21 protein-coding genes are annotated in these 26,452 nt (G+C 64.7%); 7 read left to right on the top strand and 14 right to left on the bottom strand.

The annotated features are described in order from the left end of the window. Positions 1 to 13: 13 nt before the first annotated feature. Positions 14 to 586, top strand: coding sequence for a hypothetical protein (locus tag WDU96_RS10605; RefSeq protein ID WP_337338491.1), 573 nt, complete (start codon positions 14 to 16; stop codon positions 584 to 586). On the opposite strand, the gene WDU96_RS10600 is transcribed toward WDU96_RS10605, so the two are convergent. From WDU96_RS10600 to WDU96_RS10585, 4 genes are all read right to left on the bottom strand, one after another. Continuing rightward, entirely contained in the window at positions 527 to 2,035 is a 1,509-nt protein-coding gene (locus WDU96_RS10600; RefSeq protein ID WP_337338490.1) for a dynamin family protein, read from the bottom strand. The genes WDU96_RS10605 and WDU96_RS10600 overlap by 60 nt on opposite strands. Beyond that, positions 2,032 to 3,930: a dynamin family protein gene (locus tag WDU96_RS10595; protein ID WP_337338489.1), complete on the bottom strand. Its 1,899-nt coding sequence runs from the start codon at positions 3,928 to 3,930 to the stop codon at positions 2,032 to 2,034. Before WDU96_RS10595 ends, WDU96_RS10600 begins: the two co-directional genes overlap by 4 nt. A gap of 60 nt (positions 3,931 to 3,990) precedes the next feature. Next, a complete protein-coding gene (locus WDU96_RS10590; protein WP_337338488.1) occupies positions 3,991 to 4,254 on the bottom strand; it encodes a hypothetical protein in 264 nt (87 codons plus the stop codon). Positions 4,255 to 4,369: 115 nt separating this feature from the next. Further along, entirely contained in the window at positions 4,370 to 5,794 is a 1,425-nt protein-coding gene (locus WDU96_RS10585; RefSeq protein WP_337338487.1) for a midas domain-containing protein, read from the bottom strand. Between the two features lie 210 nt (positions 5,795 to 6,004). On the opposite strand from WDU96_RS10585, the gene WDU96_RS10580 reads away from it, so the two are divergent. Continuing rightward, positions 6,005 to 7,201 (top strand): class I SAM-dependent methyltransferase, encoded by a 1,197-nt coding sequence (locus tag WDU96_RS10580; protein WP_337338486.1) that lies wholly within the window; start codon positions 6,005 to 6,007, stop codon positions 7,199 to 7,201. 9 nt (positions 7,202 to 7,210) lie between these two features. Here the strand turns inward: WDU96_RS10580 and WDU96_RS10575 are convergent, their stop codons facing one another. The 4 genes from WDU96_RS10575 to tsaB are packed head-to-tail and all read right to left on the bottom strand — an operon-like array spanning position 7,211 to position 10,030. Beyond that, a complete protein-coding gene (locus WDU96_RS10575; RefSeq protein WP_337338485.1) occupies positions 7,211 to 7,804 on the bottom strand; it encodes a hypothetical protein in 594 nt (197 codons plus the stop codon). Next, complete coding sequence (gene tsaD / locus WDU96_RS10570) at positions 7,801 to 8,865, bottom strand: tRNA (adenosine(37)-N6)-threonylcarbamoyltransferase complex transferase subunit TsaD (protein WP_337338484.1); 1,065 nt, start codon at positions 8,863 to 8,865, stop codon at positions 7,801 to 7,803. The genes WDU96_RS10575 and tsaD overlap by 4 nt, the downstream gene beginning before the upstream one ends. Beyond that, positions 8,862 to 9,353, bottom strand: a complete 492-nt coding sequence (rimI, locus tag WDU96_RS10565) for a ribosomal protein S18-alanine N-acetyltransferase (protein ID WP_337338483.1) — start codon at positions 9,351 to 9,353, stop codon at positions 8,862 to 8,864. Before rimI ends, tsaD begins: the two co-directional genes overlap by 4 nt. After that, positions 9,350 to 10,030 (bottom strand): tRNA (adenosine(37)-N6)-threonylcarbamoyltransferase complex dimerization subunit type 1 TsaB, encoded by a 681-nt coding sequence (tsaB, locus tag WDU96_RS10560; protein WP_337338482.1) that lies wholly within the window; start codon positions 10,028 to 10,030, stop codon positions 9,350 to 9,352. Before tsaB ends, rimI begins: the two co-directional genes overlap by 4 nt. 65 nt (positions 10,031 to 10,095) lie before the next feature. Between tsaB and WDU96_RS10555 the strand changes: the two genes are divergently transcribed. Then, positions 10,096 to 11,067, top strand: a complete 972-nt coding sequence (locus WDU96_RS10555; RefSeq protein WP_337338481.1) for an alpha/beta fold hydrolase — start codon at positions 10,096 to 10,098, stop codon at positions 11,065 to 11,067. A 191-nt stretch (positions 11,068 to 11,258) separates the two neighbouring features. Here WDU96_RS10555 and tsaE read toward each other — a convergent pair whose 3' ends face one another. The 6 genes from tsaE to coaA all read right to left on the bottom strand — a co-directional run bounded on the left by tsaE (position 11,259) and on the right by coaA (position 21,958). Continuing rightward, positions 11,259 to 11,762, bottom strand: a complete 504-nt coding sequence (gene tsaE, locus WDU96_RS10550; RefSeq protein WP_337338480.1) for a tRNA (adenosine(37)-N6)-threonylcarbamoyltransferase complex ATPase subunit type 1 TsaE — start codon at positions 11,760 to 11,762, stop codon at positions 11,259 to 11,261. 34 nt (positions 11,763 to 11,796) lie between these two features. After that, positions 11,797 to 12,921, bottom strand: coding sequence for an alanine racemase (gene alr / locus WDU96_RS10545; protein ID WP_337338479.1), 1,125 nt, complete (start codon positions 12,919 to 12,921; stop codon positions 11,797 to 11,799). Continuing rightward, positions 12,918 to 13,283, bottom strand: a complete 366-nt coding sequence (locus tag WDU96_RS10540) for a holo-ACP synthase (protein ID WP_337338478.1) — start codon at positions 13,281 to 13,283, stop codon at positions 12,918 to 12,920. The genes alr and WDU96_RS10540 overlap by 4 nt, the downstream gene beginning before the upstream one ends. Before the next feature lie 240 nt (positions 13,284 to 13,523). After that, entirely contained in the window at positions 13,524 to 18,857 is a 5,334-nt protein-coding gene (locus tag WDU96_RS10535) for a metallophosphoesterase (protein WP_337338477.1), read from the bottom strand. 240 nt (positions 18,858 to 19,097) lie between these two features. Then, entirely contained in the window at positions 19,098 to 20,951 is a 1,854-nt protein-coding gene (gene glmS, locus WDU96_RS10530; RefSeq protein ID WP_337338476.1) for a glutamine--fructose-6-phosphate transaminase (isomerizing), read from the bottom strand. A 53-nt stretch (positions 20,952 to 21,004) separates the two neighbouring features. Next, complete coding sequence (gene coaA, locus WDU96_RS10525) at positions 21,005 to 21,958, bottom strand: type I pantothenate kinase (protein ID WP_337338475.1); 954 nt, start codon at positions 21,956 to 21,958, stop codon at positions 21,005 to 21,007. Between the two features lie 40 nt (positions 21,959 to 21,998). On the opposite strand from coaA, the gene WDU96_RS10520 reads away from it, so the two are divergent. The 4 genes from WDU96_RS10520 to WDU96_RS10505 are packed head-to-tail and all read left to right on the top strand — an operon-like array spanning position 21,999 to position 26,283. After that, on the top strand, positions 21,999 to 22,943 hold the full coding sequence (locus WDU96_RS10520; protein WP_337338474.1) for a Ppx/GppA phosphatase family protein: 945 nt from the start codon (positions 21,999 to 22,001) through the stop codon (positions 22,941 to 22,943). Positions 22,944 to 22,991: 48 nt separating this feature from the next. Continuing rightward, positions 22,992 to 24,302 (top strand): right-handed parallel beta-helix repeat-containing protein, encoded by a 1,311-nt coding sequence (locus WDU96_RS10515; protein ID WP_337338473.1) that lies wholly within the window; start codon positions 22,992 to 22,994, stop codon positions 24,300 to 24,302. Further along, on the top strand, positions 24,299 to 25,045 hold the full coding sequence (locus WDU96_RS10510; protein WP_337338472.1) for a hypothetical protein: 747 nt from the start codon (positions 24,299 to 24,301) through the stop codon (positions 25,043 to 25,045). Before WDU96_RS10515 ends, WDU96_RS10510 begins: the two co-directional genes overlap by 4 nt. Further along, positions 25,042 to 26,283: a Dyp-type peroxidase gene (locus tag WDU96_RS10505; protein WP_337338471.1), complete on the top strand. Its 1,242-nt coding sequence runs from the start codon at positions 25,042 to 25,044 to the stop codon at positions 26,281 to 26,283. The genes WDU96_RS10510 and WDU96_RS10505 overlap by 4 nt, the downstream gene beginning before the upstream one ends. Positions 26,284 to 26,452: the final 169 nt, after the last annotated feature.

The raw sequence follows: 26,452 nt of genomic DNA, 5'->3' as shown, positions 1-26,452 counted from the left end.
CGTGACGGAAATCATGTCTCGACCAGAACCGCCCGCACGTCCCTCCCTCGAGAGCGAGAACGCCCCTCCGATCCTTGCCAAGCTCACGCCGCCCTTCTCGGTGCGCGTGAGCCAGCTGTTCTGGATTCTGAGCTTCATCGTCGGCGGCTCGGCGGTGGTGTACTCATTCATCATTCGCGAGACACAGCTGCCGCTCATCGCCGATCTGGCTCGCACCGTCGACGCCGATCGAGACGATCGCACGTACACCGCGGCGGCTGACATCATCTACTGGTCGATGTTCGCCCTCATGGTGGCGGTGATACTCGTTCAGATCACCCTGTTGGTCTCGTTCATGGCGCGAAAGCCCAACGTGAGGTGGTGGCAGCTGCTGACGTTCTGCGTGCAGGTCGCCACCTTCTCACTCGGCATCGAACTGGTGATCACCGGTGAACAAGCACAGCCGCTGCGCTATCTCGTTGTCGCACAGTGCGCTCTCGTGTTGCTCGCCCTGTTGTTCAGCGTCGTGCCCGGCGCGATGCGATGGTCAGCGCGGAAGCGCGATGTGGTTCGCCTGGGCGCCGACGGACCTGGCTCGCTCGACTGACGCGATCTGCTCAAGGCTGCGAATCACGGTGCGGCACAGCTCAACGGCCGCACGTTCCGTGAGCGGCGACTCGGCGATGCCATGCCACTTGGCCAGCAGCGCGTCGATATCTGCTGTCGAAGCCTCACCTGACGCGCCGGCAATCGCCAGGCGATCGGCAACTTCGGCGCCATGGCCGCCGACGATGCGCTCGGCTTCGGCGAGGTGTGCCTCGGGCAGCCGGTAGCCCCCGGCGCGGGTGCGCGACAGCGCCGACAGCTCACGCAACGAGTGCGTCGTCACGATGATGCGCTCGATCTCGATGAGCAGCTCAGCACTGCCCTCGCGTGGGTTCTCGCGAATGATGCTCTCGAGTCCCGGAAGCACTCCGTGCACTTTAAGGGTGGCAGCTCGAGCCCGAAACTGCGTGCGAATAAAGCTCTGCAGGGCGTTCAGTCCACTCTGCTGCACCAGCTGATCGGCAAGCTCGGTTGACGTGCGGGCACCGCCGCGAATCAGGGCCGACGAAAGCCTTACCCCGAACAGGCCGAACCGCGACAGCAGCTCTTTGCGCTCTTTCGGGCTGAGCGACGTGGAGTCGTTGGGTCGCACGAATCGATCCGCCGACATCAACAAGCGTTCCCGCTCACGTCGCTCCATGTCAGAGATCTGCACGAGTGCACGAAATTCCTTCTCTCGCAGCGTTCGCGCCGCCTCCGCCAACAGACCCGCGACTGGCAGCACATCCAGCACCAACGAGTGCAGATCGCCGTCTTGGCCGTACCGGTCAGCAACCTTCGCCGCCGAGAGCAACGAGTCGATTCGCGCTGAGCCGATCTCATCCGTGCGCGATAGCACGGCCACCGCGTTGACCGTCAGCGATTCACCCACGGCGGTGTCTCTGAAGGCTTCGAGAAACTTGCGGTCAGATTCGTGCAGATGCCGCATCAGGTAGATCACCGCGTCTGCCGCTGAGGCGCTGGTGTTCTTCGTGAGAAAGCTCGTTGAGCGCTCTGAGACCTCTGCCGAGAGTGAGGCGATTCCCGGGGTGTCGATCACCACGAGTGAGCGCAGGCTCTCTGACGGCCACCCGACGTCAATCCAGGCCACGTCATCGGCGCTCATTCCGTCGAGGCTCAGCACCACCCGCCCGTCTTCTCGGCGAAACGGCAATCGGCGTGGCGGCCCGACGTGCGGGTGCAAGGTGATCGTGGGCGTCTCAGCGCGGCGATACCAGGTCACAACCCGCGTGCACTCCCCCGCGTCAGTGGCGGCGATCGATTCGCCGAGCAGAGCGTTGAGCAGTGTCGACTTGCCCGCTTTGACGATGCCCGCAAGAGCGACCCGCAGCGGCCCCTGCAAGCGCTGATCATATGACGCGAGCGCTTCCGCGACGAGCGGGTCGTCGGCGTAGAGATCGAGCGCTCGCCGAGAGACACGTCGGGCGTCGTCGAGCGCGGGCTCTCTCATGAGGTGACCGCCTCGGGCACCCGCGCCGCGGCGATGCCGGGAATCTGCGCCCGCACGCTCTGCAACTGCCCAAGCTGCGTGCGCAGTTGGGTCATGCGCTGTTCGCGTTGCGCCGTGTCGGCGCCGGCCGAACGCTTCGCGGCGGCGACGGCTTCGGCGAATGACCGGTGCAGCTCATCGGCCATCGGCCCGAAATGATCACGTGCGGCACGCTGCACCAGCCGCAAGCGGTCTTTGAGCTGCTTGCCTGCTTGAAAGATCACCTCGTCAACGTGGCGCCGAACCAGATTCTTCGCCTCGTGCTGACGACGCAGCAGCCTCGAACTCATGTCTTCTCGGTAGGCGCGACGCCCCACCAACACACCCGCGAGCAACGAGAGCGGGTTGATCAGCGGAAGTCCCACCAGCCCCGTCGCGAGCCCGACCATCAGCACACCGCCGTACGAGCCGCGAACCCCGATGAAGATCTTCTCGGCCGCGCCCATCTGCCCAGCATCCAGATTGCCGATCGCATCGACCGGATCAAGCACACCACTGGCGTCGGCAACGTCGATTGCGGGAATGCTCTGCTCGCCCTCGAGAAACATCTCCGCAACCTGTTCCGACAACCAGCGTGCGCGCTCGTCGGTCCACACGAACGTCTCTGAGACGGCCGCCGAGATTCGCTGGTTGAGCCACTCGGTGGTTTGGTCCCAGATCGGACCGGGGTCGCTCTCGTCGATGGATGCTTCTGCCTCGCGCTGCACCTTGCGCAGCCGGTCGCGCAGGTCATGTTCCATGTCGGCGATGAGGTCGGTGATCCCATCGGTCAGAGTGAGCTGCCAGCGCGCGGAGCGGCCCCGAAACTCATCGGCGCGGCTCTTGGCTTCTTCGAGCTGCGCGATGAGCCGAGGTGTGTCAGAGGGGTCGGCGAGCGCTGACAATTCGGAGCGCAACGCGATCGTGAGTTGATCGAGCACCGAGACCAGATCGTGCACGGCACTGCGCTCGTGAATCACCTCGGCGCGCTCGATGATCTCGCTGCGCAGGTGGGTGACCAAGGCGGGAAAACCCGATTCCTCGTTGAGTTCGCGGTCCCGCTCTTCAGCGGCGAGCAGTCTCAGGTCACTTGAGACGGCAAACATGGGCACGTCGCCGATCTGTTGCAGATGACCGCGATCGATGCGCTCTATTTGGCGCCACTCGGGATAGAGGTCGGTCTTGGCGAGCACCGCGGCGACGTTCGGTGACACGCGCATCGCGTGACGCAGAAACTGCATCTCGGGCTCGGTGTACTCCTGAGATGCGTCTGAGACGAGAATGACGGCGTGAGCCGTAGACAGCGCTGAGAGCGTCGCGATCGCATTCGCCGAGTCGAGCCCGCCGACGCCCGGCGAATCGACGAGGCGCAGTCCGCTGCGCAGCAGCTCGCGAGGCAGCAGCACTTCGGCCGAGACGATGCGCCGATGATTCTCTTCGCTGGCTTGGCCGGTGATGTGTTCAGCCAGTTCGTCGAGCGAGATCGGTTCGCGGTGCGCCTCGTTGCCTGCGCTGTCTCCCTCTGCTTGCACCAACACCGTCGCCGATGGTTCAGACGCATAGCCGACGGTGGTGGGCACGGTAGTGGCGATGTCGTCGTCAACCGGGCACGCCGGCGCGTTCACCAGGGCGTTGACCAGCTTGCTCTTGCCCTGTTTGAACTCACCGACGACGATCACTCGAATGTGCGGGTCGAGCAGCCGCGCTCTGGTGTGCACGAGTCGCTTTGCGAGGTCGTTGCGCCCCGATTGCTCGGCGAGCTGGCGCACGCGCGCCACCTGGTCAACGAGAGCGACGCCGGTGCCTGGCGCAGAAGCATCCGCCGCACGTGTGAGCGATCCAGCGGATGGTGCGGTGTTGCTCGTTGCGTGTGTCAAAAAAACTTCAGCTCCCTCGCCCGACACGGCAGCCGTGCCCCTGTTGCATCAGAAATCGAGCTACATCTCAAAGTCGAAGGCTGAACCGCCGGGCTCGGGACCGAAATCTGCCGGGTCCTCGACGCCACCCCACAGTTCATCGGCATCGAGGTCCCAGTCAGACGCTGTGACGTTCTCAATCTCTTCGGCGAACGAGGTCATCAGACGGTAGCCGTCTGCGATCTCATCAAACGAGGCATCCACATACTGGCCGAACGAGTCGCCGCTCGCAGCATCAATCGGCGTGGGCGAGCCTGCCCCGTCTCGATCTGGTGTGTGTGCCATCGTCTTATCCGCTTCCTTGCGATGTGCTGGTCAGTTTACGGCTGTGAGCCCCGCCGCATAAGGGGTGTGCGAGTGCACCCGACCGTCGCTTCGATCGGGTGCACTCGCGTGAACATCAGAACTCGAGTTCGACTTCTACTTCGCTGTCGATCAGTCCGTTGTTCTCGTAGTCGTTGAACGAGTCGTCTACGTCAACGTCGGTGTCCCACTCTGCCGAGTTGTCTTGCTGGAACGAGTCTTCGATCTCAGTCGACGTGTCGGTGTTGAACGAGTCTTCGACCTCGATCTCGGTGTCGAACTCCGTGGAGTTGTCGGTGTTGAAGGCATCTTCGAACCGAGCATCGAGGTTGTTCGAGTTGTCGGTGTTGAACGAGTCGTCAAGCTCGACGTCGACCTCGAAGCGCGTGTCGTTGTTGAACGCATCGTTCATCTCGACCTGCACTGGGTTGAACGAGTCCTCAATGCGCATGTTCATCGAGTTGTCGATCCGAATGTCGTCGCCGGCAGCCATCGCTTCGTCACCCGAGGCCACGACCGCGCTGTTGCTGATCGTCTGACCCACGTCGCCGCCACCGCTCCAGATGTTCTGGTTCACCGACTGGTCGGTGATTGTGGTGCGGTTGTCGACGAACGAGGCGCCCATGCCGCTGGCACCCATCACTCCAGCTGCGCCGCCGCCGGCTGCACCGCTGATGTTCAGGTCGCGGAAGCCCGTCTGGTACTGCCGCATGCCGGTGCTGATCGAGTGGTCGTTCAACGTCTGCGTGTTGAACGAGCCGTCGATGTCGACATCAACCTCGAGGTCGGTGTTCGTCGAGTGGTCGTCGTTGAACGAGTCGTCCACGTCAACGTCAAGATCCACATCGGTGGAGTTGTCGTTGTGGGAGTCTTCGGTCTCAACCTCAGAGTTGTCGTTGTATGAGTCTTCGATCTCAGAGTTGTACGAGTCGTCGATCTCGGTCTCAACCTCAGAGTTGTCGTTGAAGGAGTCTTCGGCTTCGTTCGAGTTGTCGGTGTTGAACGAGTCGTCAGCCTCATTCGAGTTGTCGGTGTTGACCGAGTTGTCGTTGCCCGAGTCAGCGATCCCCACGTTCGTGGAGTTGTTCGAGTTGTCGTTCAGCGAGTCTTCGATCTCAACCTCGAGGTCGACATCAGTCGAGTTGTCGTTGAAGGAGTCTTCGGCTTCGTTCGAGTTGTCGGTGTTGAACGAGTCGTCAGCCTCGTTCGAGTTGTCGGTGTTGAACGAGTCATCAACCTCAACTTCGGAGTTGAACGAGTCATCAACCTCGGTCTCAACTTCGGAGTTGAACGAGTCGTCAACCTCGGTCGAGTTGTCGGTGTTTCCCGAGTCTTCGATGTCAAGGTTGTTCGAGTTGTCGTTCAGCGAGTCCTCGACGTCGAGGTCCAGGTCTGTCGAGTTGTCTGAGTTGTCATTGCCCGAGTCTTCGATGTCGACATCGGTGTCGATTTCGGTCTCAACGTCGATCGAGTTGTCGTCGTTGAACGAGTCGTCGACGGTGAGGGTGTTGTCGTTGGCCATGGTCTGATCCCTATCTGTGAGTGGGCCTATGGCCCTATTGCCGGTATCGAGACTCACGTTATGGCTGCGCCTCATTGACCGGCATCGGGGAAATTCCCCCCACCCTCCCCCCAATCACTAGGGGATTCGGTGGGGCACCCCGGGGTTGCCGCCGGGAACAGCGGCTGGTCGCAACGCTGTCAACCGGCGCGCGCGCCGTAGGCTGGGCCGATGGAAATCGCCGAGCTGACTGCCCTGCTCACGCCCGAGGGCCTGCGACTGCTCGATGAGGTGGGCGAGGTGTCATCGTCTGACGAGGCGCTTCGCGCGGTGTCGCAGCTGCGCAAGGCAGGTCACTCCCCCGACCTGGTGTCGGCTGTCGTCTCACAGGCACACCTGCGAGTAAAAGCACAGGCCAAGTTCGGCGAGTTCGCTTCGCGAATGCTGTTCACTCGAGCGGGCCTTGAACAGGCCACGCGCCTCGCGATCGCTGGCCGCCATGCGGCGCGGTTTCGCGATGCGGGCCTGACCCGGGTCGCCGACCTCGGCTGCGGAATCGGCGGCGACGCCCTCGGCCTTGCCGCTCTCGGTCTGCGCGTCGATGCCGTCGACATGGACGAGATCACCGCCGCCGTCGCCGCGTACAACCTCGCCCCGTTCGGTGATGCGGTGACCGTTCGCCACGGCTCTGCGGAATCGTGTGATCTCAAAGAAGTGGATGCTGCCTGGCTCGACCCCGCCCGCCGCACCGCCGGCCACAGCGAAACCTCGCGCACTCGGCCCGAAGACTGGTCGCCGTCGCTCGACTGGGTGCTCGACCTCGCGACTCGTCTGCCGGTCGGCGTGAAGCTGGGGCCTGGCCTCGATCGCACGTTGATTCCCGACGACGTCGAAACGCAGTGGGTGAGCGCAGACGGTTCCACCCTCGAGTTGGTGCTGTGGTCGGGCGCGCTTGCCCGCAAGGGTGTGCGCCGCTCGGCACTGGTGATGCGGGGCGACTCGGCACATGAGATGACGAGCGGGGCAGATGCTGAAGACGAACCCGCCCGCGAGCTCGGCGCATTCGTGCACGAGCCCGATGGTGCGGTGATCCGCGCGCGCCTGATCGGCGACGTGGCACGTTCGCTCGACGCGGGAATGCTCGACGAGCACATCGCCTACCTGACCTCCGATGCCGCTGTGACCAGTCCCTTCGTGCAGTCCTTTCGCGTGCGCGAAGTTCTGCCGATCAAAACGAAGGCACTCAATTCAGCGCTGCGCACGCAGAACATCGGCACGCTCGAGATCAAGAAGCGGGGCGTCGATGTCGATCCAGCCGCGTTCCGGCGCACGCTGACCTTGCGAGGCGATGCGTCGGCAACGCTGATCCTCGCGCGCATCGGCAACAAGCGCGTCGCCATTCTCGCGGATCGGGTCGCTGCTGCCTAGGTACCGTCGTCAGCCCCAGATGTTCGCAACGTATGCCGCGAAGATCAACCAGCCGACGCTGTAGAGCACCGATAGAATGCCCAGCGCCAACGCCCAGATCGCAACGGCGCGGGGTTCAAGCGGCCGAAACAGCGCCATGATCGCCGACACGATGCCGACGACACCGATCGGAAAGCCCCAGCCGACGAACATCGAGACGATCAGTCCCATGATCGAGAAGGCCAAGGCCCACGCGGCCAAGCCCCGATATGGCTCCGCGGGCGGGGGCATCACCCACTGCGCGAACGGAACCGGATTGGTTTCGGTGCCCGGCTCGGCGGGTGCGGTCTGCGACTGAATATCGGTAGGGGCAGTGGGCAGGCGTGAGAACCCGCCGCGATGCGCCCCGGGCATGCTCGATGCGGCGCCCGCTTCGGCGACATCGGGTGACGGTGCTTCGAGGTGCGCCGCGAGCGACTGCGAGCCCGCCGCGTCAGACGGCACAGCACCCACGCCCGAGCCCGCCACGTCAGACGTCACAGCACCCACGCCCGAGCCTGCACCCGCTGCATCCGCGGCCGGGGGCTGTGATTCCGCCGCCTCGAACCGGCCGTTGTCACTCATGACGGCGCAACGTGAATCTCAGTGACGGGAAGAGTGGAGTCGGCGCCGAAGGCGAGCGTAGAGGGCTCATGGCCCGACATGATGAGCTCTGCGGCGAGGGCAGCGATCATTGCGCCGTTGTCGGTGCACAGCGAGAGCGGTGGAATGCGAACGGTGACACCGGCTGATTCGCCGCGTTCGAGAGCGACGTCGCGCAGACGCTTGTTGGCGATGACTCCGCCGCCGAGCAACAGTCGCGGCACGTCGTAGTCGCGACAGGCATTGAGCGCTTTTGTGACCAGAACGTCGACAACCGCTTCGCGGAACGACGCGGCAACGTCGGCGACCGGCACTTCTTGGCCGGCGGCCTGGTGCTGCTCCACCCAGCGAGCGACGGCGGTCTTCAGCCCTGAGAACGAGAAGTCGTAGCGGTGGGCAGCCATGTCGGAGGCCCGCGAGAGTCCGCGCGGAAATGGGATTGCCTTCGGGTCACCCTCAAGCGCGGCGCGATCGATCTGCGGACCGCCGGGGTACGGCAGGCCCAGCAACCGGGCGACCTTGTCGAATGCTTCGCCCGCGGCGTCGTCCATGGTTTCGCCGAGCATCTCGACGTCGCTGGTCAGATCCCGCACGAGCAGCAACGAGGTGTGACCGCCCGACACCAGCAGGGCGACCGTGGGGTACTCGAGCGGCTCAGCATCCGCATCGAGAATGTCTGCCGCAATGTGCCCGACGAGGTGGTTGACGGCGTACAGCGGCTTTTCGAGCGAGACGGCGAGCGCCTTGGCTGCGCCGACCCCCACCATGAGGGCGCCCGCAAGGCCCGGCCCCGAGGTCACCGCGACAGCGTCGATGTCGGCCAGCGCAACATCTGCCTCTGCCAGTGCGGCTTCGATCGACGGTTGCAGGGCTTCCAGGTGCGCACGTGCCGCGACTTCGGGCACGACGCCGCCGTAGCGGGCGTGTTCGTCCATAGAGCTGGCGATCGTGTTGCTCAACAGCGTGCGTCCCCGCACGATGCCGATGCCGGTCTCGTCGCAGCTCGTCTCAATGCCGAGCACGAGTGGTTCGGTGCGGTTCATGCGTGTGCTCCCACGTCACTGGTGACGCCCGCGCTGCGACGGGCGCGCAGATCGAGTTTCATCACGACGGCGTCGACATCGTCTGGCTGATAGTAGCGGGGGCGTCTGCCGAGTTCGACGAACCCTTCCGACACATACAGGGCCTGGGCGACCGGGTTGTCAGCGCGCACCTCGAGAAACACGTCGTGTGCGTCGCGGCGCATTGCCTCGTCGAGCAGCGCACGCAGAATCACTCGGCCCAGGCCTCGACCCCGAGCCGACTCGGCGACGGTGATCGTCTGCACATCAGCATCCTTCGCCCCTTTCGCGGCTCTGAGTCCGGCATAGGCGACAAGCGCGTCGTCTTCTTCGTCGACGATGTACCAGCCGTGCGGCGATGAGAGCTCTTCTGCCATCATCGCTTCAGACCACGCGTCCGAGGGGAACGATGCGCGCTCGAGCGCCATGATCGCGTCGAGATCACCGGTCGTTGCGCCGCGCAGTGTCATGACCGCCGCCCCTCGTGAGCCGGGGTGACCTTCTTCGGCCCATGGGGAAGAGTCACGTCGGGTGAGCGCAGGTAGAGGGCGTCGGCCGAGGTGAGCTCACGACCAGCGGCCAATGCTCGGGATGCCGCCAGGCCAAGCAATCCGGCGGGAATCGATTCGGCATCACGCCGGATGATTCCCTGCGCGGCGAGAATGTCGTCGAGGTCGTCGCGGGGTGCGAGAGCTGGCTCGGCGAGGCGGATCGGAAGCCCGTCACTGTCAAGGCCGCGATAGACGGTGTAAGCGAACTCGCGTCGGCGGGCGTCGGTGACCACTGCGAAAGCTTCGTCGGCCGCCTCTTCGAAACCGCCGGTCAGGGCGTCATGCAGCAGCAGTTCGAGCGCGACCGCGTCGTGACTCGGCACCGCAACGACGGGAATGCCCCGCCCCAGGGCGAACGTGCGCGCGGCGGCAATGCCGACCCGCAGCCCAGTGAAGGGTCCTGGCCCCATGCCCGCAGCGACATATGAAAAGTCTGCTGGGGTGGCAGAGGCCTCGTGCAGCACCGATTCGATGAGCATGCCGATCACTTCAGCATGCCCGCGGGAATCAGCGCTCGCGGCGTGAGCGGCAACAACACCGTCGGGCTCGACGACCGCGACGGCTGTGCCGAGAGAGGTGTCGATTGCCAGAATCATTCCTCCAGGTTACTGGCGCTCTCGAGAAACTCGATCCGATCTGCCGTCGGCACCGAATAACACTCGTGAGCACCTCAACGACGCGCGCCCGTCGCGCAACGCACCTTCGGGCGTCAACGCCCCATCCCCTGCACACTGACGCCGCACAGCTGGGGCTGCGCCGTCTGGTCGTGCCGACGAGCGTGGGAAACATCGTGGTGCGCACCGGGCGCGAGACCGGCGAGAATTCAACGCCCGCAGCCGAAGCGGTGGCGACCATCTTTCTGCACGGTGCGGCCGGTTCGTGGACCACCTGGACGCCGCTGCTGGCGGCATCCGATCGACGCGAGAGCCCCCTCACCAACGCGATACTGATCGATCTGCCCGGGTGGGGCGAGAGCGGTGACGCTCGCCGCATCGCCGACGTCGAGCAACTGTCCGATGCGATCGTCGAGGTCGCGGCTGCGCTCGGGTACTCGCAGTGGTCGCTCGTCGGTCATTCGCTCGGCGGCTTCATCGCGCTCGACATCGCGGCACGGTTCAGCGAGCAGACCCGCGAGGTGACACTGATCTCGGCCAGCGGTATCGGCGTGATTGACGCGATCCGTCACCGGGTTCGCGGCGGGCTCGCATTGCCGGGCTTCGCGGGAATGCTGGCCGTGATGCGCCTGCTGAGCGCCTGGGATGCCGCCGGTCGCGCCGTCGTGCGTGGCGTTGACCGCGCCGGGCTGATGCGGGCGTTCACCGCACCGCTGTTCGTCTCGAACGTCGACGACTCGGTGATTGCGGCGTTCGCCGAAGAGGTGCGCCCCGCGTCGTTTGCTCACGCGGCGCGGATCGCTGCCGAATATGAGATGCGCACCTGGACGGCAATCGTCTGCCCGGTGCGATCGGTTCGCGGTTCACGTGATGTGTTCGCCGGCGAGCGCGATGCTGCGCAGCTCACCGAGCTGATCCGCGACTTTCACGAGGTGCGCGTTCCTGACGCCGGCCACTTCGCCAATATCGAGCGTCCCGACGCCGTGCTCGCATCGATGATTCGTCAAAACAGTCGATAAAACTCCAAAAAAAATCCTATTTGTCCCCAGAATGGGGGACAGACACTGCCCATATGGCTCGCTAGAATTGACCGAAGTGACTCGTCAACCCCCATGCGACGATGTCATTGCGCCCCGCACTTTCTTGCGCGGGGACCGCGTGCCCCTCAGCTCCCCAGTCTGAGGGGCACGCCGAGTTTCGGGCTGGTGCGCTAGCGTCGCCGGCTGATCGTGGCGATTCGCGGGCTGTCTGCGTCGAGCGCTTCGGTGGCGCGCGAGTACGTGCCGCATGCGGTGTCGACACCGCGCCCGTGCCATTCGCGGTCGAGTTCGATCTCCCACCACTCGTCACGAAGGCCCTCGATCATTCCTCTGCCCCACTCGACGATCACCACCGACTTGTCAAAGTCGATGTCGAGGTCGTCCATCTCAGCACCCGAGCCCAGCCGATAGGCGTCGACGTGCACGAGGGGGGCTCCCCCGACGAGCGAGGGATGGGTGCGTGCGATCACGAATGTCGGCGACTGCACCGGCCCGCGCACTCCAAGACCGGCACCGATGCCGCGGGTGAGCGTGGTCTTGCCTGCGCCGAGAGGTCCGGTGAGCACCACCAGTTCGCCGGGGCGCAGCATCCGCCCGATCTCTTCGCCCAGCGCTTCCATATCTCCCGGCGAGACGATCTCGCGCGTGCCGATAAGCGGGTCAAGTCCTGCCATGCTCATGCCCTTTTCAACGAATGGATGCTGCCACTCACGTCGAAACCTGCTTGCGCGCGACGCGGGGGCCGATGCGGGTGACGATGTCGTAGTTGATGGTCGATGCTGCGCGCGCCCAGTCATCGGCGGCGGGTGCGCCCAGCGTCGGGTCGCCGAACAGCGTGACTTCGTCGCCCACCGCAACGGGGTCATCACCGACGTCGACGATGAACTGGTCCATGGCGATACGCCCCGCCACGGTGAACCGCTTGCCGCCGATGGTGACCGGGCCAGCGCCCGACGCCTGGCGCGGCACACCATCGGCGTAGCCGAGGGGCACCAGCGCGAGTGTGGTGTCTGCAGCGGTGCGGTAGTCGAAGCCGTACGACACTCCGGCCCCCGCCGAGACGCGCCGCGTTGCCGCCACGGCTGCGCGCAGCGTCATGGCGGGTCGAAGCCCGAGGTCAGCCGAACTGCGGTCGTCGAACGGCGAAAGCCCATAGATGCCCACGCCGACGCGCACGCAGCCGAGGCGCGCTTCTGGCAGGTCGATGGCCGCTGCGGTGGCGGCAATGTGCAGCAGGTGCGGGTTCACGCCGACCAGCGCGGCCGCGGCCACACCTTCGTGAAAGCGCGCGAGCTGCGCTCGGTCTTCGTCTGGCGAGGCATTCGAGAGGTGGCTGAACAATCCGACGACGTTCAGACGCCCGAGGCGCTGCAGGCGCGCGGCCTCGGCGAACACCACCCGGTACTCGTCGGGCGCGATGCCGTTGCGCGAAAGCCCGGTGTCGAGCTTCAGATGCACGGCGACCGCGCGCCCCGCAGTCGATGCTTCAGCGGCCTGCAACAGCTGCTCGAAGCTCGATACGCCGATCTCGATGTTGACTGACGCTGCTTCGACGAACGAGGTTCCCGGCGCGTGCAGCCACGCCATGATCGGCGCGTCGATGCCGGCACGGCGCAGCGTGAGGGCTTCGGCGATGTCGGCTACTCCCAGTCGAGAGGCGCCTCCGGCGAGCGCGGCGACAGCCGCGCGCACGGCACCGTGGCCGTAGCCGTCGGCTTTGACGACGGCGATGAGTTCAGATTCGGTGAGTCGGCGCAGGTGTCGCACGTTGTCTTCGATCGCATCGACGTCGATGATCGCTTCGCGCATCACGCCAGCAGGCAGTCGGTTCATGCAGTGCTCTCCGCACTCTCGGCAATCACGTAGGCGGTCGCGAAACCGCCGTCGTGAGACATCGACAAGTGGATGCTGCTGATTCCCCGCTCCACCACCACGTCAGCGGTCGAGCCGCTGAGGGTGAACCACGGGCGCCCCGACTCTTCGGGGGTCACTTCGATCTCGCTCCAGTAGACACCGTCTGAACCGCCCAGCGCTTTGATGAGCGCTTCTTTCGCGGCGTAGCGTCCGGCGAGCGAGCGGTGCTTGAGCACGCGTTCCGCTGGCGAGAAGAGGCGTTCGAGCAGCCGTGGGGTGCGCTCAATCGTCTGCTCGAAGCGCGCGATGTCGACGAGGTCGACGCCGATTCCGACGATCACCCTGTGCTCCTCTCGCGCCGCGGTTGCGGCACGAGCCAGACTATCGCGGCGTCTGGCGCGCGGCGCCCGCGCGAGCCGCCCGCAGCGCGCGGCGCCTGCGCGAGCTACCCGCGGCGCGCGGCACTCGCGGCACCGCAGCATCCATCCCATCGAACCGGCCAGCTGCGACCTCAACTCACACCCGCGGCTCAACCAGGTGTCACGAACTGCCGCCGCGCGAGCGGCAGTTCGTGACAGCGCTCAGCCTCCGTGCGCTACGCGCCGCCGCCGAACCAGCAGCAGCATGACTCCCAACGCCAGCATCAGGCTTGCCGCAGCGGCAGCGCCTGACATCCAGGCTGTGGTTGCGCCGGTTGCGGGCAGCGCCTCGGCATCGGCGTCATCTGCGTCGTTTGCAGCCGGGCTGCCGACCCCGCTCGAGGGAATCTCGGTGACCGGCGCCTCGGTGGTCGCAGCTTCAATCTGCACCGACGCCCATCCCAGAACTCCTTCTTCGGTTTGCACGACGAGCGTGTGCACGCCGGGCTCGACCGTCGAGGGAACGACGCCCCAGATTCTGCCGTCGCTCGCAACCTGCGTCCACCCGCCGAGTGCGGTCGGCGTCGAGTGCAGCCAAAGCTGCGCCCAGGCCCCTGCGTTGCTGTCGTTCGTCTGCACGGTGAACGCTTCGCCGACCCGCAGCAACGTCGTCGAGATCGCTCCCTCAAGTGCGGGGTCGAGCTCATCGAGCGGCACGGGCAGCGAAGGCGTCGCGGGGCCGCCGTTGCCGGCACCACCATCACCCGAGCCGTCGCCTGATCCGTTGTCTTCCCCCGAATCGCCATCGCCATCACCATCGCCATCGCCGTCGCCGTCGCCGGGATCAACCGTGCTGGCTTCTTCGACGGTGAGCACGCGAACCTCTGAGTCGGCGGTCGCGCCGTAGGGGTCGACCGAGGTCACGTACCAGCCGTGTACACCGAGCCCGGGTTGCCATTGGGCACTCACATCAGTGCCGCTTTCGACGTTTTTGACAGTCGAAATGGCTGCAGATGCCAGCACCTCAGCACTGAATGCGTCAGTGGCCAACACCTTCTGCTGAGGCGCGATCCCGAGTGCCTCATACGAGATGGTGAAGTCCTGGTGCTGCAGCTCCAGCGAAGGGTCGTCTGAGTTGTAGTCGTCGTACGACGGTGTGTAGGTGCGAGAGATGATCTGCTCGCCCACGTTGTCGAAGTGCATCAGTCTCAGGTAGCCCTGGCCGCCCTCAGGCAAGCCCTGGTAGTCGAACAGAATCTGATACACCTGGCGGTCGTCGGTGCCATCGCCGTCGTCATCAAAAGCGTCGATGCGAGTGAAGGCATCGTGATAGTGGCCAGAGAACACGGTTCGCACGTTGGCATTGGTCGCGACGACCTCGTCATAGATCTGTTGCGGAATCGGTCCGAGCCCGCCGGTGGTCAACATGTACTCGTGCAGGTTGATCATGGCGATTCGTTCGGGGTACTGCGCGAGAATCTCGTTCATCCACGCGATCTCGGCGTCACCTGGTCCCCAGCCCACGTAGAGCATCAAGAAGTCGATGCCTCCGACGGTCATCAGATCGTAGTGACCACGGTTGTTCTCATAGCTGCCGCCAAACCACGGGTTGCTGGCGAAGCGTTCGTCACCGAAGAAAGTGCCGTAGTTGGTGTAGTCGATCTCCTTGTGTCCCACGTCGTGGTTTCCGGCGAGCACGCCGTAGGGCAGTTCTGCCGCGTCGAGCTTGTCGTACTCGGGCACGGCATAGTCCCACTGCCACAGCTGGTCATAGTCATCCACGATGTCGCCGGTGTGAAACAGGTACTGCAGGTTCAAGTCGGTGCGCTCTTGTAACAGGTAGTCGTGAATTGCGGTTTGGTGCTGGTGAAACTCTTCGTTGTAGTACTGCGTGTCTGATTCCCACGCGAGCGTGAAGTCATACTCCGACCGCGGGGTGTCTTCAACGTTGTTGGGCTCGATGACCGACTCCCGGCTCGAGAGATCGGTGCCAGCGAAGCCTTCGGAGTGCTGCACCAGCGCCGTCACGGCGCCGTCGATGACATAGTCGGCCGAGTCGACCAGCGCGTTCAGCGTGAACGACGTCTCGGCGCCGTCGGTCGTCAGCGCTCGATCAAGCTCATGCCAGTCACCATCGGTGCCAAGGCCGTAGAGCAGCACTTTCGCCTCGGAGTTGGCCGAACCATCCCAGCGCAGCCGAACCCGTGAGTCCGTGCCAGCCTCGGCTGGCACGGTCACCTCGAACATTTGATACGGGAACGCGGTGTCACTCGCTTCGCTCAGCGATACCTCGTCGATTCGGCCGATCTGCTCGATCTCCGCAGCGGTCAGCGCTCGCCCTTCGGCTCGTTCAAGAGTGTCGGCAGTGGTCACGGTGCCCGTGGTCACGTCGATTTGCTCTCCCAGTGAGAGGCGGTACGCCTCGGCGAAGGTCACGGTGAGCGCATCGCCGGTCGGGTCAGTTGCTCGCGCGGTCAGGGTGATGTCTTCGCCCTCGGTCGCGATCGTGCCGTCTTCGGGCGAGATCAACTCGTTGCCGGGCTCTTCTACCGGAGTGGTGAATGCGACTGACAACTCAGTCGTGTTGCCCACAGCATCCTTCGCTGAGAACACAACGGTGTGATCGCCATCGCTCAGCGTGATTGACGAGGTGGCGAATGGCAATTCGATTGCCTTGCCGTCGAGGCTCGCCGTCATCGATTCGAGGCCTGAGCCTTCATCGGTCGCGGTCGCGTCGATCACGAACTCGCCTTGGTAGCGGGTTCCCTCGACAAGGTCGGTCACGATCGACGGTTCAGTGTTGTCAACGAGAACGGATGCTGCCGCCACAAGCCCTTCAGTGCTGGCCTGTACAACGTGTGTGCCGTCGGCTGCAGCCGCGGTGTCCCAGCTGTAGCCTGCTGCGGTGTTCGCATCGGCAGGAATGGTGAACTCGGCGTCGTAGAAGTCGAGTTTTCCGGTGCTGTCGCCCATCGCGAGAATCGCGGTGGCGTCCTCGTACCCTGCGGGATACAGCGCCCGCCCGTCGGGCAGAATCAACCGCAGATTGCGAATGGTGAAATCGTCGTTGTTCTCGTCGAGGTTGATCTCTGGGGCAGCTTTGGTGCCTGCCCACACGCTGAGGGTGACTTGATCTGTTCCTGCCAAGTACGACAGCGGCACGGGAGTCGAGATCGTCTCCCAGCCCGAATAGATTCCGTCGTCGAATATGCGCAGCACATCGTCTCCGATACGCACGCCATTGCGGAAGAACGTATCGACACCGCTCGCTTCGAACGCGAAGACGGGCTCAGTTTCGAGCTGGTCGACGCTCTCGACCGCGACATCATCGACGCGCAGTTCGACATTCGATGGATGCTGATCTGTGCCAGCAACCACGTCGACCACTCCGTTGACCCACGCGCCATCTTCGAGGTTGAGGCGCAACGCCTCGGTGTCTGCGCCGATCACGGTGGCGCGTTGCACGTCGGTGACGACCTCATTGGATCCGTCGCGCACAGTGACGTAGTACTCGAACCACTTCTTGCCGGTGAGGTCAACGGCGTTGATTGCGTGGCTGTAGTGGTCACCGTCTGCCAGCAGCTCGACGTCTGTGTAGCGCTCTTCGAGGTTGCTGCGCACCGACAGAATGAACGTCTTCACCTGCACGTCGTCACTTGCGGTGAAGGCCATGGCGAAGTCTTCGCCGGGCGTGATCTCGGTTTCTGTGGCATCGACGATCGCCGGCAGTACAGCGTCTGGTGCAACGATCATCAACCCTGCCTCGACCTGCTCAGGGTAGATCGACCCCGGGGTTGCGACCGCAGTGCCGAGCTTGGTCTGAAGCGTGGTGTCGGCGGCGTTCACTGCGTATTGCACGGGCATGTCGGGCGTAGTGTCGTCGACGCCACCGAGGTTGTAGTAGGCGCGGTTCACACTGAACCCCGTGTTGGTGACGATCTCAATGCCGCGCGCAGCGGAGTTTGCCATTCCTGCGGATTCGATTTCGAACAGCGTGCTGTCGGCGACGAGGTTGCTCGAGAAGTGGGCGTTGAAGTCGTCTGCTGTGAGCGCGTCGTTCGCGCCGTTCTTCACCCAGAAGACGATCGCTTTGCCGGGCTCGATGATGGCATTCCGATTGGTGGCCGGCCAGAGTGCGGTCGCAGAGTTTGTCAGGTCAGCCAACGGGTAGAGGTACTTCAGCGTGTAGTCGCGAAAGTCGATCGGCGCGCTTGTCGAGTTGTACACCTCAATGAACTCGTAGGCGTCTGAGCCAGAGACGTTTGCGGTGTCAGGCGCGATTTCAGTCACCTGTAACGGCGAGGTCACCAGGTCGGGATCGGGTGTGGCGACGAACGGCTGCGCGACGAACGCTTCAGCGCTCACTGTTCCGGGCGTCGGGTCGGCAAGTGCTCGCAGTACAGCCATGGTCACGTCGTCCGTGCGGGTGGGCAACCGGTAGTCGACACCAAGCCCGTTGCCCACCTCGGAGCCGGCGTAGTGCGCGACCGACACAACGGTGTCGCCAGATTCGATGCGCAGCCCACGGTCGGCGGTGTTCGCGAAACCTGCTTGACCGGTGATCGGAATGATCGTGTAGTCGTCAGCGGTGGCGTAGAAGGCCCGAAAGTCTGCCTCGCTGAGGCCATCGGTGTTGGGCGAGTACTGCAACCACAGCACGGCGGTACCACCGGCGGGCACGGTGCTGTCTGCCGGGTAGTCGAGTGCTTTTTCGCCAGAGAGGTAGTCGTAGATGAAAGTGACGTCTGATTCAGCCAGATCGATGTCGCGATCGGTGGTGTTTACGATCTCGACGTATTCGTATGCGTCAGCGCCCACGTTGTTCGGCGCGAACTCTGTGATCAGTAGTTCTCTTGCACCGAGTGGAAGCGTTTCGCCGGGCGCTTCTGGCTCTGCGACCACCAGGGTGTTCTCCGCCAGAACGCCGGGGGTTGGGGCGGTCGTCGCTTCGAGCATGTCCATGCTCGTGCTCGATGTGGTCACCCGAAAGCTGGCACCGAGGTCGGTTGACACCGATCCCGCCGGGTAGATCGAGCGGCTGATCTCGGCGCTTTCGTCGCTGACGCGAATTCCGCGATCCCCGCTGTTAGCCATGCCCCCTTGGCCTTCGACACGCACGACGTCGTAGTCGAGATCAGGCTGCGTGGCTTGAAAGTGTTCACGAAACTCTTCCGCTGAACGAGCGAAGCTGTCGACCGTTGATGTGGTGTAGTTCAGCCAGAACACGACCGTCTCGTGGGCATCGATCACGGTGCCCGCGGGAACGCTGAGCGCAACGTCGCGGTCTCGGTCATCGGTGTCGCCGTAGACGTATGCGAATGTGATGCCCGCGGTGTCGAGAGCAATCGCAGCATCGGTGGTGTTGTGCACTTCGAAATACTCAAAGTCGTCGTATCCGACGTTGTCGGGAACGATTTCTGTTACGAGCAGAGCCGGCGCCTCAGCGATTTCAGCAGCGGTGGCGGTGGTCGGCGCGAGTAGCCCGACTCCTAGCGCTAGTACTGCAGACGCAGCAACGAGAACGGACGGGCGAAGGCGAGCAGGCGCGACAATCATCAAGAACTTTCAGGTCGAGGGGGAACAGCCTGAAGTTAGAGCCCTCGAGTGCCGCAAGGCTTCGTGTCGGTGAACGACTGTTGAACGCCACCTGACTGATTGCGCTTCCGCCGCGCCGCGCTTCCGCCGCGCCGCGCTCGCACAGCGTCGCGCTCGCGGCTCGTGCGCGCTACGTGCCCGGCGTCGTGCTCCCGCGCCCGTGCTCCCGCGCCCGCGCGCCCGCGCGCCACGCCGCGCTCGCTATTCGACGGTGACAGACTTCGCGAGGTTGCGCGGCTGGTCGACGTCGAGCCCCTTCGCCGTCGCGAGACCCATTGCAAAGATGTGCAGGGGCACGACTGCGAGCAGAGGCTCATACAGCCGACCGGCCAGCGGAATGCGCAGCACCTCGTCGGCGTAGGGAAGCACCGCGGCGTCTCCCTCTTCGGCGACGACGATCACCCGCGCGCCGCGCGCACGAATCTCTTGAATGCTCGAGACGACCTTCTTGTGCATCTCAGCTGACTCGCGCGGCGACGGCACGATGACGAACACCGGCTGGCCGGGCTCGATGAGCGCGATCGGCCCGTGCTTGAGCTCACCTGCAGCAAATCCCTCGGCGTGAATGTACGAGATCTCTTTCAGCTTCAGTGCACCCTCGAGTGCAATCGGGTAGCCGACGTGACGCCCCAGGAACAGCACCGAACGCGTGTCAGCCATCCACCCGGCGAACTGTTCGATGTGCGCCTGCTCGCGTTCGAGAATCTGCGAGATCTTCGCGGGGATCGCTTCGAGCTCGCGCAGCGCGTCGGCAATCGCCAGCTTCGACTGCGAACCGCGCACCTGCGATACGTGAAGCGCGAGCAGATACAGCGCCGTGATCTGGGCGACGAACGCCTTCGTTGAAGCGACAGCGACCTCGGGGCCTGCGTGGGTGTAGACGATCGCATCTGACTCGCGCGGAATCGTGGCGCCCTGCGTGTTGCAGATCGACACGGTCTTCGCGCCGCCCTCGCGGGCGAACTTGACCGCCATGAGCGTGTCCATCGTCTCGCCCGACTGGCTGATCGACACGACGAGCGTGCTCGGGCCGATCACGGGGTCGCGGTAGCGAAACTCGTGCGCGAGCTCGACCTCGACCGGAATGCGAGTCCACTGCTCGAACGCATACTTCGCCGTCATGCCGGCGTATGAGGCGGTGCCACAGGCAACGATGATCACGCGGTTGATGCCGGCGAACAGATCATCGAGTCCTTCGAGCTCGGGAATCGTGACGACACCGTCGTGCGAGCGACCGCGCAGCGTGTTGGCCACCGCTTCGGGCTCTTCTGACACCTCTTTGGCCATGAACGATGACCATCCGCCTTTGTCGGCGGCGCCAGCATCCCACAGCACTTCGAACGGTTCGACCTCGACCGGGTTTCCGTCGAAGTCGGTGACCGAAACGCTCGTCGGGGTGATCGCGACGATCTGGTCTTGCCCGATCGCCAGCGCGTTGCGGGTGTGCTCGACGAAGGCTGCGACGTCTGAGGCCAAGAAGTTCTCGCCCTCACCGAGGCCGATCACCAGGGGCGAGTTGCGGCGCGCGCCGACAACGAGCCCGGGCTGGCTCTTGTGCATTGCGAGCAGGGTGAAGGCGCCTTCGAGGCGTGCTGCCACCGCGCGAAACGCCGCCACCAGGTCGTTGCCGCTGTTGCGGTACTCACGGCCCAGCAGCACGGCGGCTGCTTCGGTGTCGGTCTCGCTGCGAAAGGTGTAGCCCTCAGACACGAGCTCGGCTTTGATCTCAGCGAAGTTCTCGATGATGCCGTTGTGGATGACCGCGAGCTCATCGTCGTCGGCAAGGTGCGGGTGCGCGTTCTCGTCGGTGGGGCTGCCGTGCGTCGCCCAGCGCGTGTGGCCGATTCCGGTCGTGCCATCGGCGAGCGGGTGGGCGGCGAGGTCGTCACGCAGCACGGCGAGCTTGCCTGAGCGCTTGCGCATTCCCAGGTCACCTTCGCCATCGATGACCGCTACGCCAGCGGAGTCATATCCGCGGTACTCGAGTCGCGACAGTCCCGCGATAAGAATGGGCTGGCTCTGGCGCGGGCCCACGTATCCGACGATTCCACACATGCACCCAATGGTAGGCGCGCGGGTATGCGAGGGGTCTGAACGAATGGATGTTGCTAAACCTTGCGCAGCAACACGCGCTCCACCGCGTGGTTCTGCCCCTTCTGCAAGACCAGCGTGGCGCGGTGCTTGGTCGGGGCGACGTTTTCGACCAGGTTCGGCAGGTTGATGTCGTTCCAGAACCCCATTGCCATCTCGAGCGCCTCTTCGTCGCTCAACTCGGCGAATACGTTGAAGAACGAGTTCGGGTTGCTGAATGCGCCGCGGCGCAGCGCCAAGAAGCGGTCGGCGAACCAGCCGGCGACGTTGTCGGTGTCAGCATCCACATAGATCGAAAAGTCGAACAGGTCGCTCACGGCAACCTCGTTCGGAGACGGCGGCGGCTGCAGCACGTTCAACCCCTCGACGATCACCACGTCAGGGCGACGCATCGTGACCCGCGCTTCGGGAACGATGTCGTAGCGCATATGCGAGTAGAACGGCGCGTGCACCTCGGGGTCGCCGCTCTTCACGCGCGTGAGAAAATCCACCAGCGCGCGGCGATCGTATGACTCAGGAAAGCCCTTGCGGTCCATGATTCCGCGGCGCTCGAGTTCGGCGTTCGGGTACAAGAAGCCGTCGGTCGTGACGAGTTCGACCCTGGGTGTTCCCGGCCAGCGGCTCATCAGTTCGCGCAGCAGACGGGCGATCGTCGACTTGCCGACAGCGACCGATCCGGCCACACCCACCACGAAAGGAGTGGTCGAATCGGGCTCGCTCAGAAACGCACTGGTTTCAGCGCCCAGGCGCTTGGTCGTCTCGGCATAGAGCGACAGCAGGCGCGATAGCGGCAGATACACCTCGCTGACCTCGGCCATGTCGAGGCGGTCACCGATGCCTCGAATCTGCACGACCTCGGTTTCGGCGAGGGGCTGCGAAAGCCCGCCGGCCAGGCGCGCCCACTCACCGCGGTCGATCTCGCGATAGAGAGAGTGCGCGGCAGAGGTGGTGGATGCTGCGTCAATGGACATCCCGCTCATCGTATAACCCCCCGCGCGCTACCCTGAAGCCGTGCGCTTGGGAGTTCTCGACATCGGTTCGAATACCGTCCACCTGCTCGTCGCCGATGTGAGGCCCGGGGGGCGCCCATTGGCGACCACGAGCCAGCGCACTGTGTTGCGGCTGATGCGCTACCTCGAAGCGGATGGCTCGATTAGCGAAGAGGGCGTTCAGGCTCTGGTTGCCGCGGTCAGCCAAGCGCGCGAGACCGCTGCCGTCGAGAGGGTCGACGAGCTGCTCGCGACGGCGACTTCGGCTGTGCGTGACGCGACGAACGGTGCGGCGGTGATCGCGCGCATTGAAGAGGCACTCGGTCAGCAGCTGCAGGTGCTCGGCGGCGAGACCGAGGCGCGCTATACCTTCTTGGCGGTACGCCGCTGGTTCGGTTGGGCCGCGGGCCAGATTCTGCTGTTCGACATCGGCGGCGGTTCGCTCGAACTGGCTGGCGGCGGCGATGAGCTGCCCGACCTCGCCGAGTCGGTGCCGCTGGGCGCCGGGCGCACGACCGTGCAGTTTCTGCCGAACGATCCCCCGAGCGACGATCAGATCGATGCGCTACGGCAGCACGCGGCATCCACTCTTGCGCCGGTGGCCGAGCGCTTCGCATCACTCCCCCGGCCCGATCACGTGGTGGGAACGAGCAAGGCGATCCGCTCGCTGGCGAAACTGGCTGGCTACCCGATGCCCGGATGGTCGGGTATCGACCGCATGGTGTTGCCCCGCCAGGCGCTCAAAGCATGGATTCCCCGCCTCGCGCGCATTCCCGCCGAAGCGCGCCAAGAGCTGCCGGGCATCACTCCCGACCGCACGTTCCAGATCGTTGCGGCTGCCGTTGTGGTGCACCAGGCGATGAAGGCGATGGACATCGACGAGCTCGAGGTGTGCCCGTGGGCGCTGCGCGAAGGAGTGCTGCTGCGCTACATCGAGTCGCTGTCGTGGAACGCCGTGGGCGCCTAGCGCCTAGCGCCAAGTGCCGCGCCACACTCACCCGATAGACTTGCCCCCATGCGGGTACGACGCCGATTGGCCTCTCTGGCGCTCGTGGTCACCGCGTTTCTGACGGTCACCGCGGGCTGCGCTGCGACGCCCGCACCCGAGACCCCCACCGCTCTCGACTTCGTGCAGGTGCCCGGCGATGCTGAGACCCTCGCCGAAGCATCCGAGCTGGTCGCCGAGGGCGGCACCATTGAAATCGGCGCGGGAGTCTGGACCGAGCAGCTTCTCGTCTCAACCCCAGATGTCACCGTTCGCGGAGCCGACCGCAACGCGACGATCATCGACGGTGAAGGGCTACGTCCCTATGGCGTGGTCGGCATCGCCGACGGCGTGCGCATCGAGAACCTCACCGTCACGGGCGCCACCTTCTACGGCGTGCTCGTCACCGGACTGCACGACGAGGCAGGCCCTGCCGCCCACGGCGCCGGCGCCTACGAGCCGTTTGACCCCGATGCCTTTCCGCCCCTGCAGCGATTTGCTATCCAGGGCGTCACCGCACACAACAACGGCCTTTACGGCATCTATGCCTTCAATGCACAGCACGGTGTGATCAGCGATTCATACGCTTCGGGTTCGGCCGACAGTGGTTTTTATGTCGGCCAGTGCGAAACCTGCAACATTCTCGTCGAGGGCAATGTGGCCGAGCGCAACGCGGTGGGCTTCGAGAACGCCAACGCTTCAGGACTCACGGTCGTCGGCAACCGCTTCTCAGACAACCGTGTCGGCATGACGTTCCTTTCGAACTACGTTGAAGCGTTCAGCCCGCAACGCGACAACGAAGTGGCCGGCAACCTCGTCAGCGACAATGTCTCGGCCGACTCCCCCTCGCAGGCCGACGGCGGTTTTGGCATCGGCATCGGCGTCTCGGGCGGCGTTGACGACCTCTTCATCAACAACCGCGTCACCGGCAACCCGCGCGCGGGGGTGTTGATCTCGAATACCGAAGACCTCGCCACGATCGGTTTGACCCTGCAACTGACGCAGTTTGCGAACAACGGCGTCGACGTCGCAAATGTCTCTGCCGAACGTGCACCTGCCACCGGCACGTGCATCGATGAGGCGTTCACCGCGTTGCCCGCGGCGTTGCTAGAGGCAGCGACTGCGTGCAGCGAAGGCGAAGACCCGGCAGCAACCACCGCCGACCTCCCGCAGGTTGAAGCGCCGCAAGGGGTCAGTTTCTTGAAGGTCGCAGCCCCCGTAGACCAGCCGCAGTTCTCTTCAGCGGCGGGGATGCTGCCCGACGAGATCGTGATGCCAGACATCACCACCTACCCCGTTCCCAGCGCCGATCTGTTCGCCGATCGGATCGGAACCCGATGAGCATCCGACGTCGAATTCTCGCCGCGGCGCTTGCGGCATCGCTGTGCATGTCGCTTGCGGCATGCACGGCCTCGGGCGGGGGCAACGCGCCTACGGCGACCGCGATCGGTGTCACCACCGAGCAGGCGCAGATTCTCGCAATCACCCGCTTTCGCAACTACGACGACACCAGTCGTCCGTTTCAGACCTCCCTCGAAGAGTCAGGTCAGCAGCTCGCAATCACCGGCTGGGTCGACTGGGTCTCGGGTGAGGGCTACGCGGCAGTGGCGAGCGACAGCGGTGAATCGGGTGTGGTCGTTTGGAACCACGAGACCACCGCCGCAACCGGCGCTGATCTGGCCGCCGGCGAGTTCCCGCCGTTGCCGGCGCCGACGCTCGCCGAGGCAGAAGCCGACCTGTCGTGGGGTGCGCGCCCCGTCGACATCTCAACGAGCGCTCTCGACGCCGTGCTCGCAACGACGCTCGCCCTGGGCAGCGATCGCCCCGACAACCCGCTCCTCGTGCAGCAGTCGGGGGCACTCTGGTTGCGCAACGATGCCGTTGACGGCATCGAGGTGTCGGTGTTCGTGGCTCCTCCGAGCGATGACGCTGTATCTGAGTTGCCGAGCGCTGATGAGTCGGGTTTGCGGCTTTGGATTGATGAAGAAGGCACGATGTGGCGCGCCGAGGTGCGCGTGGGCGCGTCGTGGAGCACGGTCGACTTCGACGCGCCTGACGGCACCCGCCTCGGAGCCGCCGAATGACCGGCGACACCTCGGGCACCGCGCAGCCCGACGAGCCAGAACAGAGCACCGGCATCTCGCGCCGCGCCGCGCTGTTCGGCGGCATTGCCAGCATCGGCGTGGGCGCGGCAGCGGGCGTCGCCGCAACGCGAGCCCTCGCTGACTCGACAACACCTGCCCCGGTCGCCACCGCAACTGCGGCGCCTGAGGGCCAACCCGTGGATGCTGCCGGCCCAGAACAAGCAGGCGTTACCCGACCTGCGGTGCGCCAGGCTCACGCGCTGATTGTCGTCGGCTTTCTTGACGTGATTGACGCCGCGGCAGACGACGCCGCAGCTCACGAGGCGATCGGCGCAGCACTGGCGAACGCTGGGTTGCGCATTCTCACACTCTGCACCCCTCCGGGCGATGACACGGTGACGCCCGACGGCCCCGGCGACCTGACGATCACGATCGGTCTCGGCGCTCGACCGCTTGAGCTCAGCGACGACCCGTCAACGGCTGAGTTCGTTGCCATCCCGATGTTCTCCGGCGATGATGCCCTGCCCGAGGCCGCTCTCAGCGGTGACGTGTTCATCAGCGTGAACGCGACCGACCCGGGCGTGCTCGACTCGTCACTTCGCGCGATGACCGAAGCGCTCGGCGGCGTCACGCTCGCCTGGTCGCAACTGAGCTTCCGCGGCTACGCCGCTGCGGGTGACGGCGTGAGCCGCAACCCGTTCGGCTACTTCGACGGCATCACCGTGCCGCGAACCCCAGAAGACCTCGCGTCTGACGTGTGGATCTCGTCCGGACCGCTCGCCGGTGGCACGATCTGTGTTGCCCGACGCTTTGAGCTCGACACCGCAGCGTTCGCTGCCCTCAAGCTGAGCGAGCAAGACGCCGTGATGGGCCGCGAGCGCGCTACGGGGGTGCCGCTGTCGGGCGGCGCGCGTGACGACGACATCAACCTGCTGTCGAAGTCACCCGAGGGCGACTTTCTCGTACCCGCACGCGCACACGCCCGCGCCGCGCACCCTTCGTTCACCGGCAGCCTGCTGATGCTGCGCCGCAGCTACAACTACGTCAACTCCGCCGATGACGTCGGCCACGTGTTCTTGAGCTATTCGATCAACACCGACGCGTTCGCCAAAACGATGGTGCGCATGGAAGAGATCGACGACCTCTTCGTCTATATGCACGCCACCGCGGGCGGCGCCTTCGCGATCCTCCCGGGCTACGACGCGAGAACCCCGCTCGGCGCAACGCTGTTCTCGTAGTCAACGAGGCGCCGCCCCGCGACCCCCGCCCTTGCGCAGCATCCACCCACTCATGTGGGCCAAGCTGCGCGAACTGGCCGAGCATTCGCGCACTTTCCCGCACACGAACTACGCCGCACGAACAGCAAACCGGGCCCGTGCATGATGCACGGGCCCGGTTTTGCGCTAT

The sequence above is a fragment of the Microbacterium marmarense genome (genome assembly GCF_037204165.1).
Classification (GTDB): Bacteria; Actinomycetota; Actinomycetes; order Actinomycetales; family Microbacteriaceae; genus Microbacterium; species Microbacterium marmarense.
This window is presented reverse-complemented; position numbering and strand designations above follow the sequence as displayed.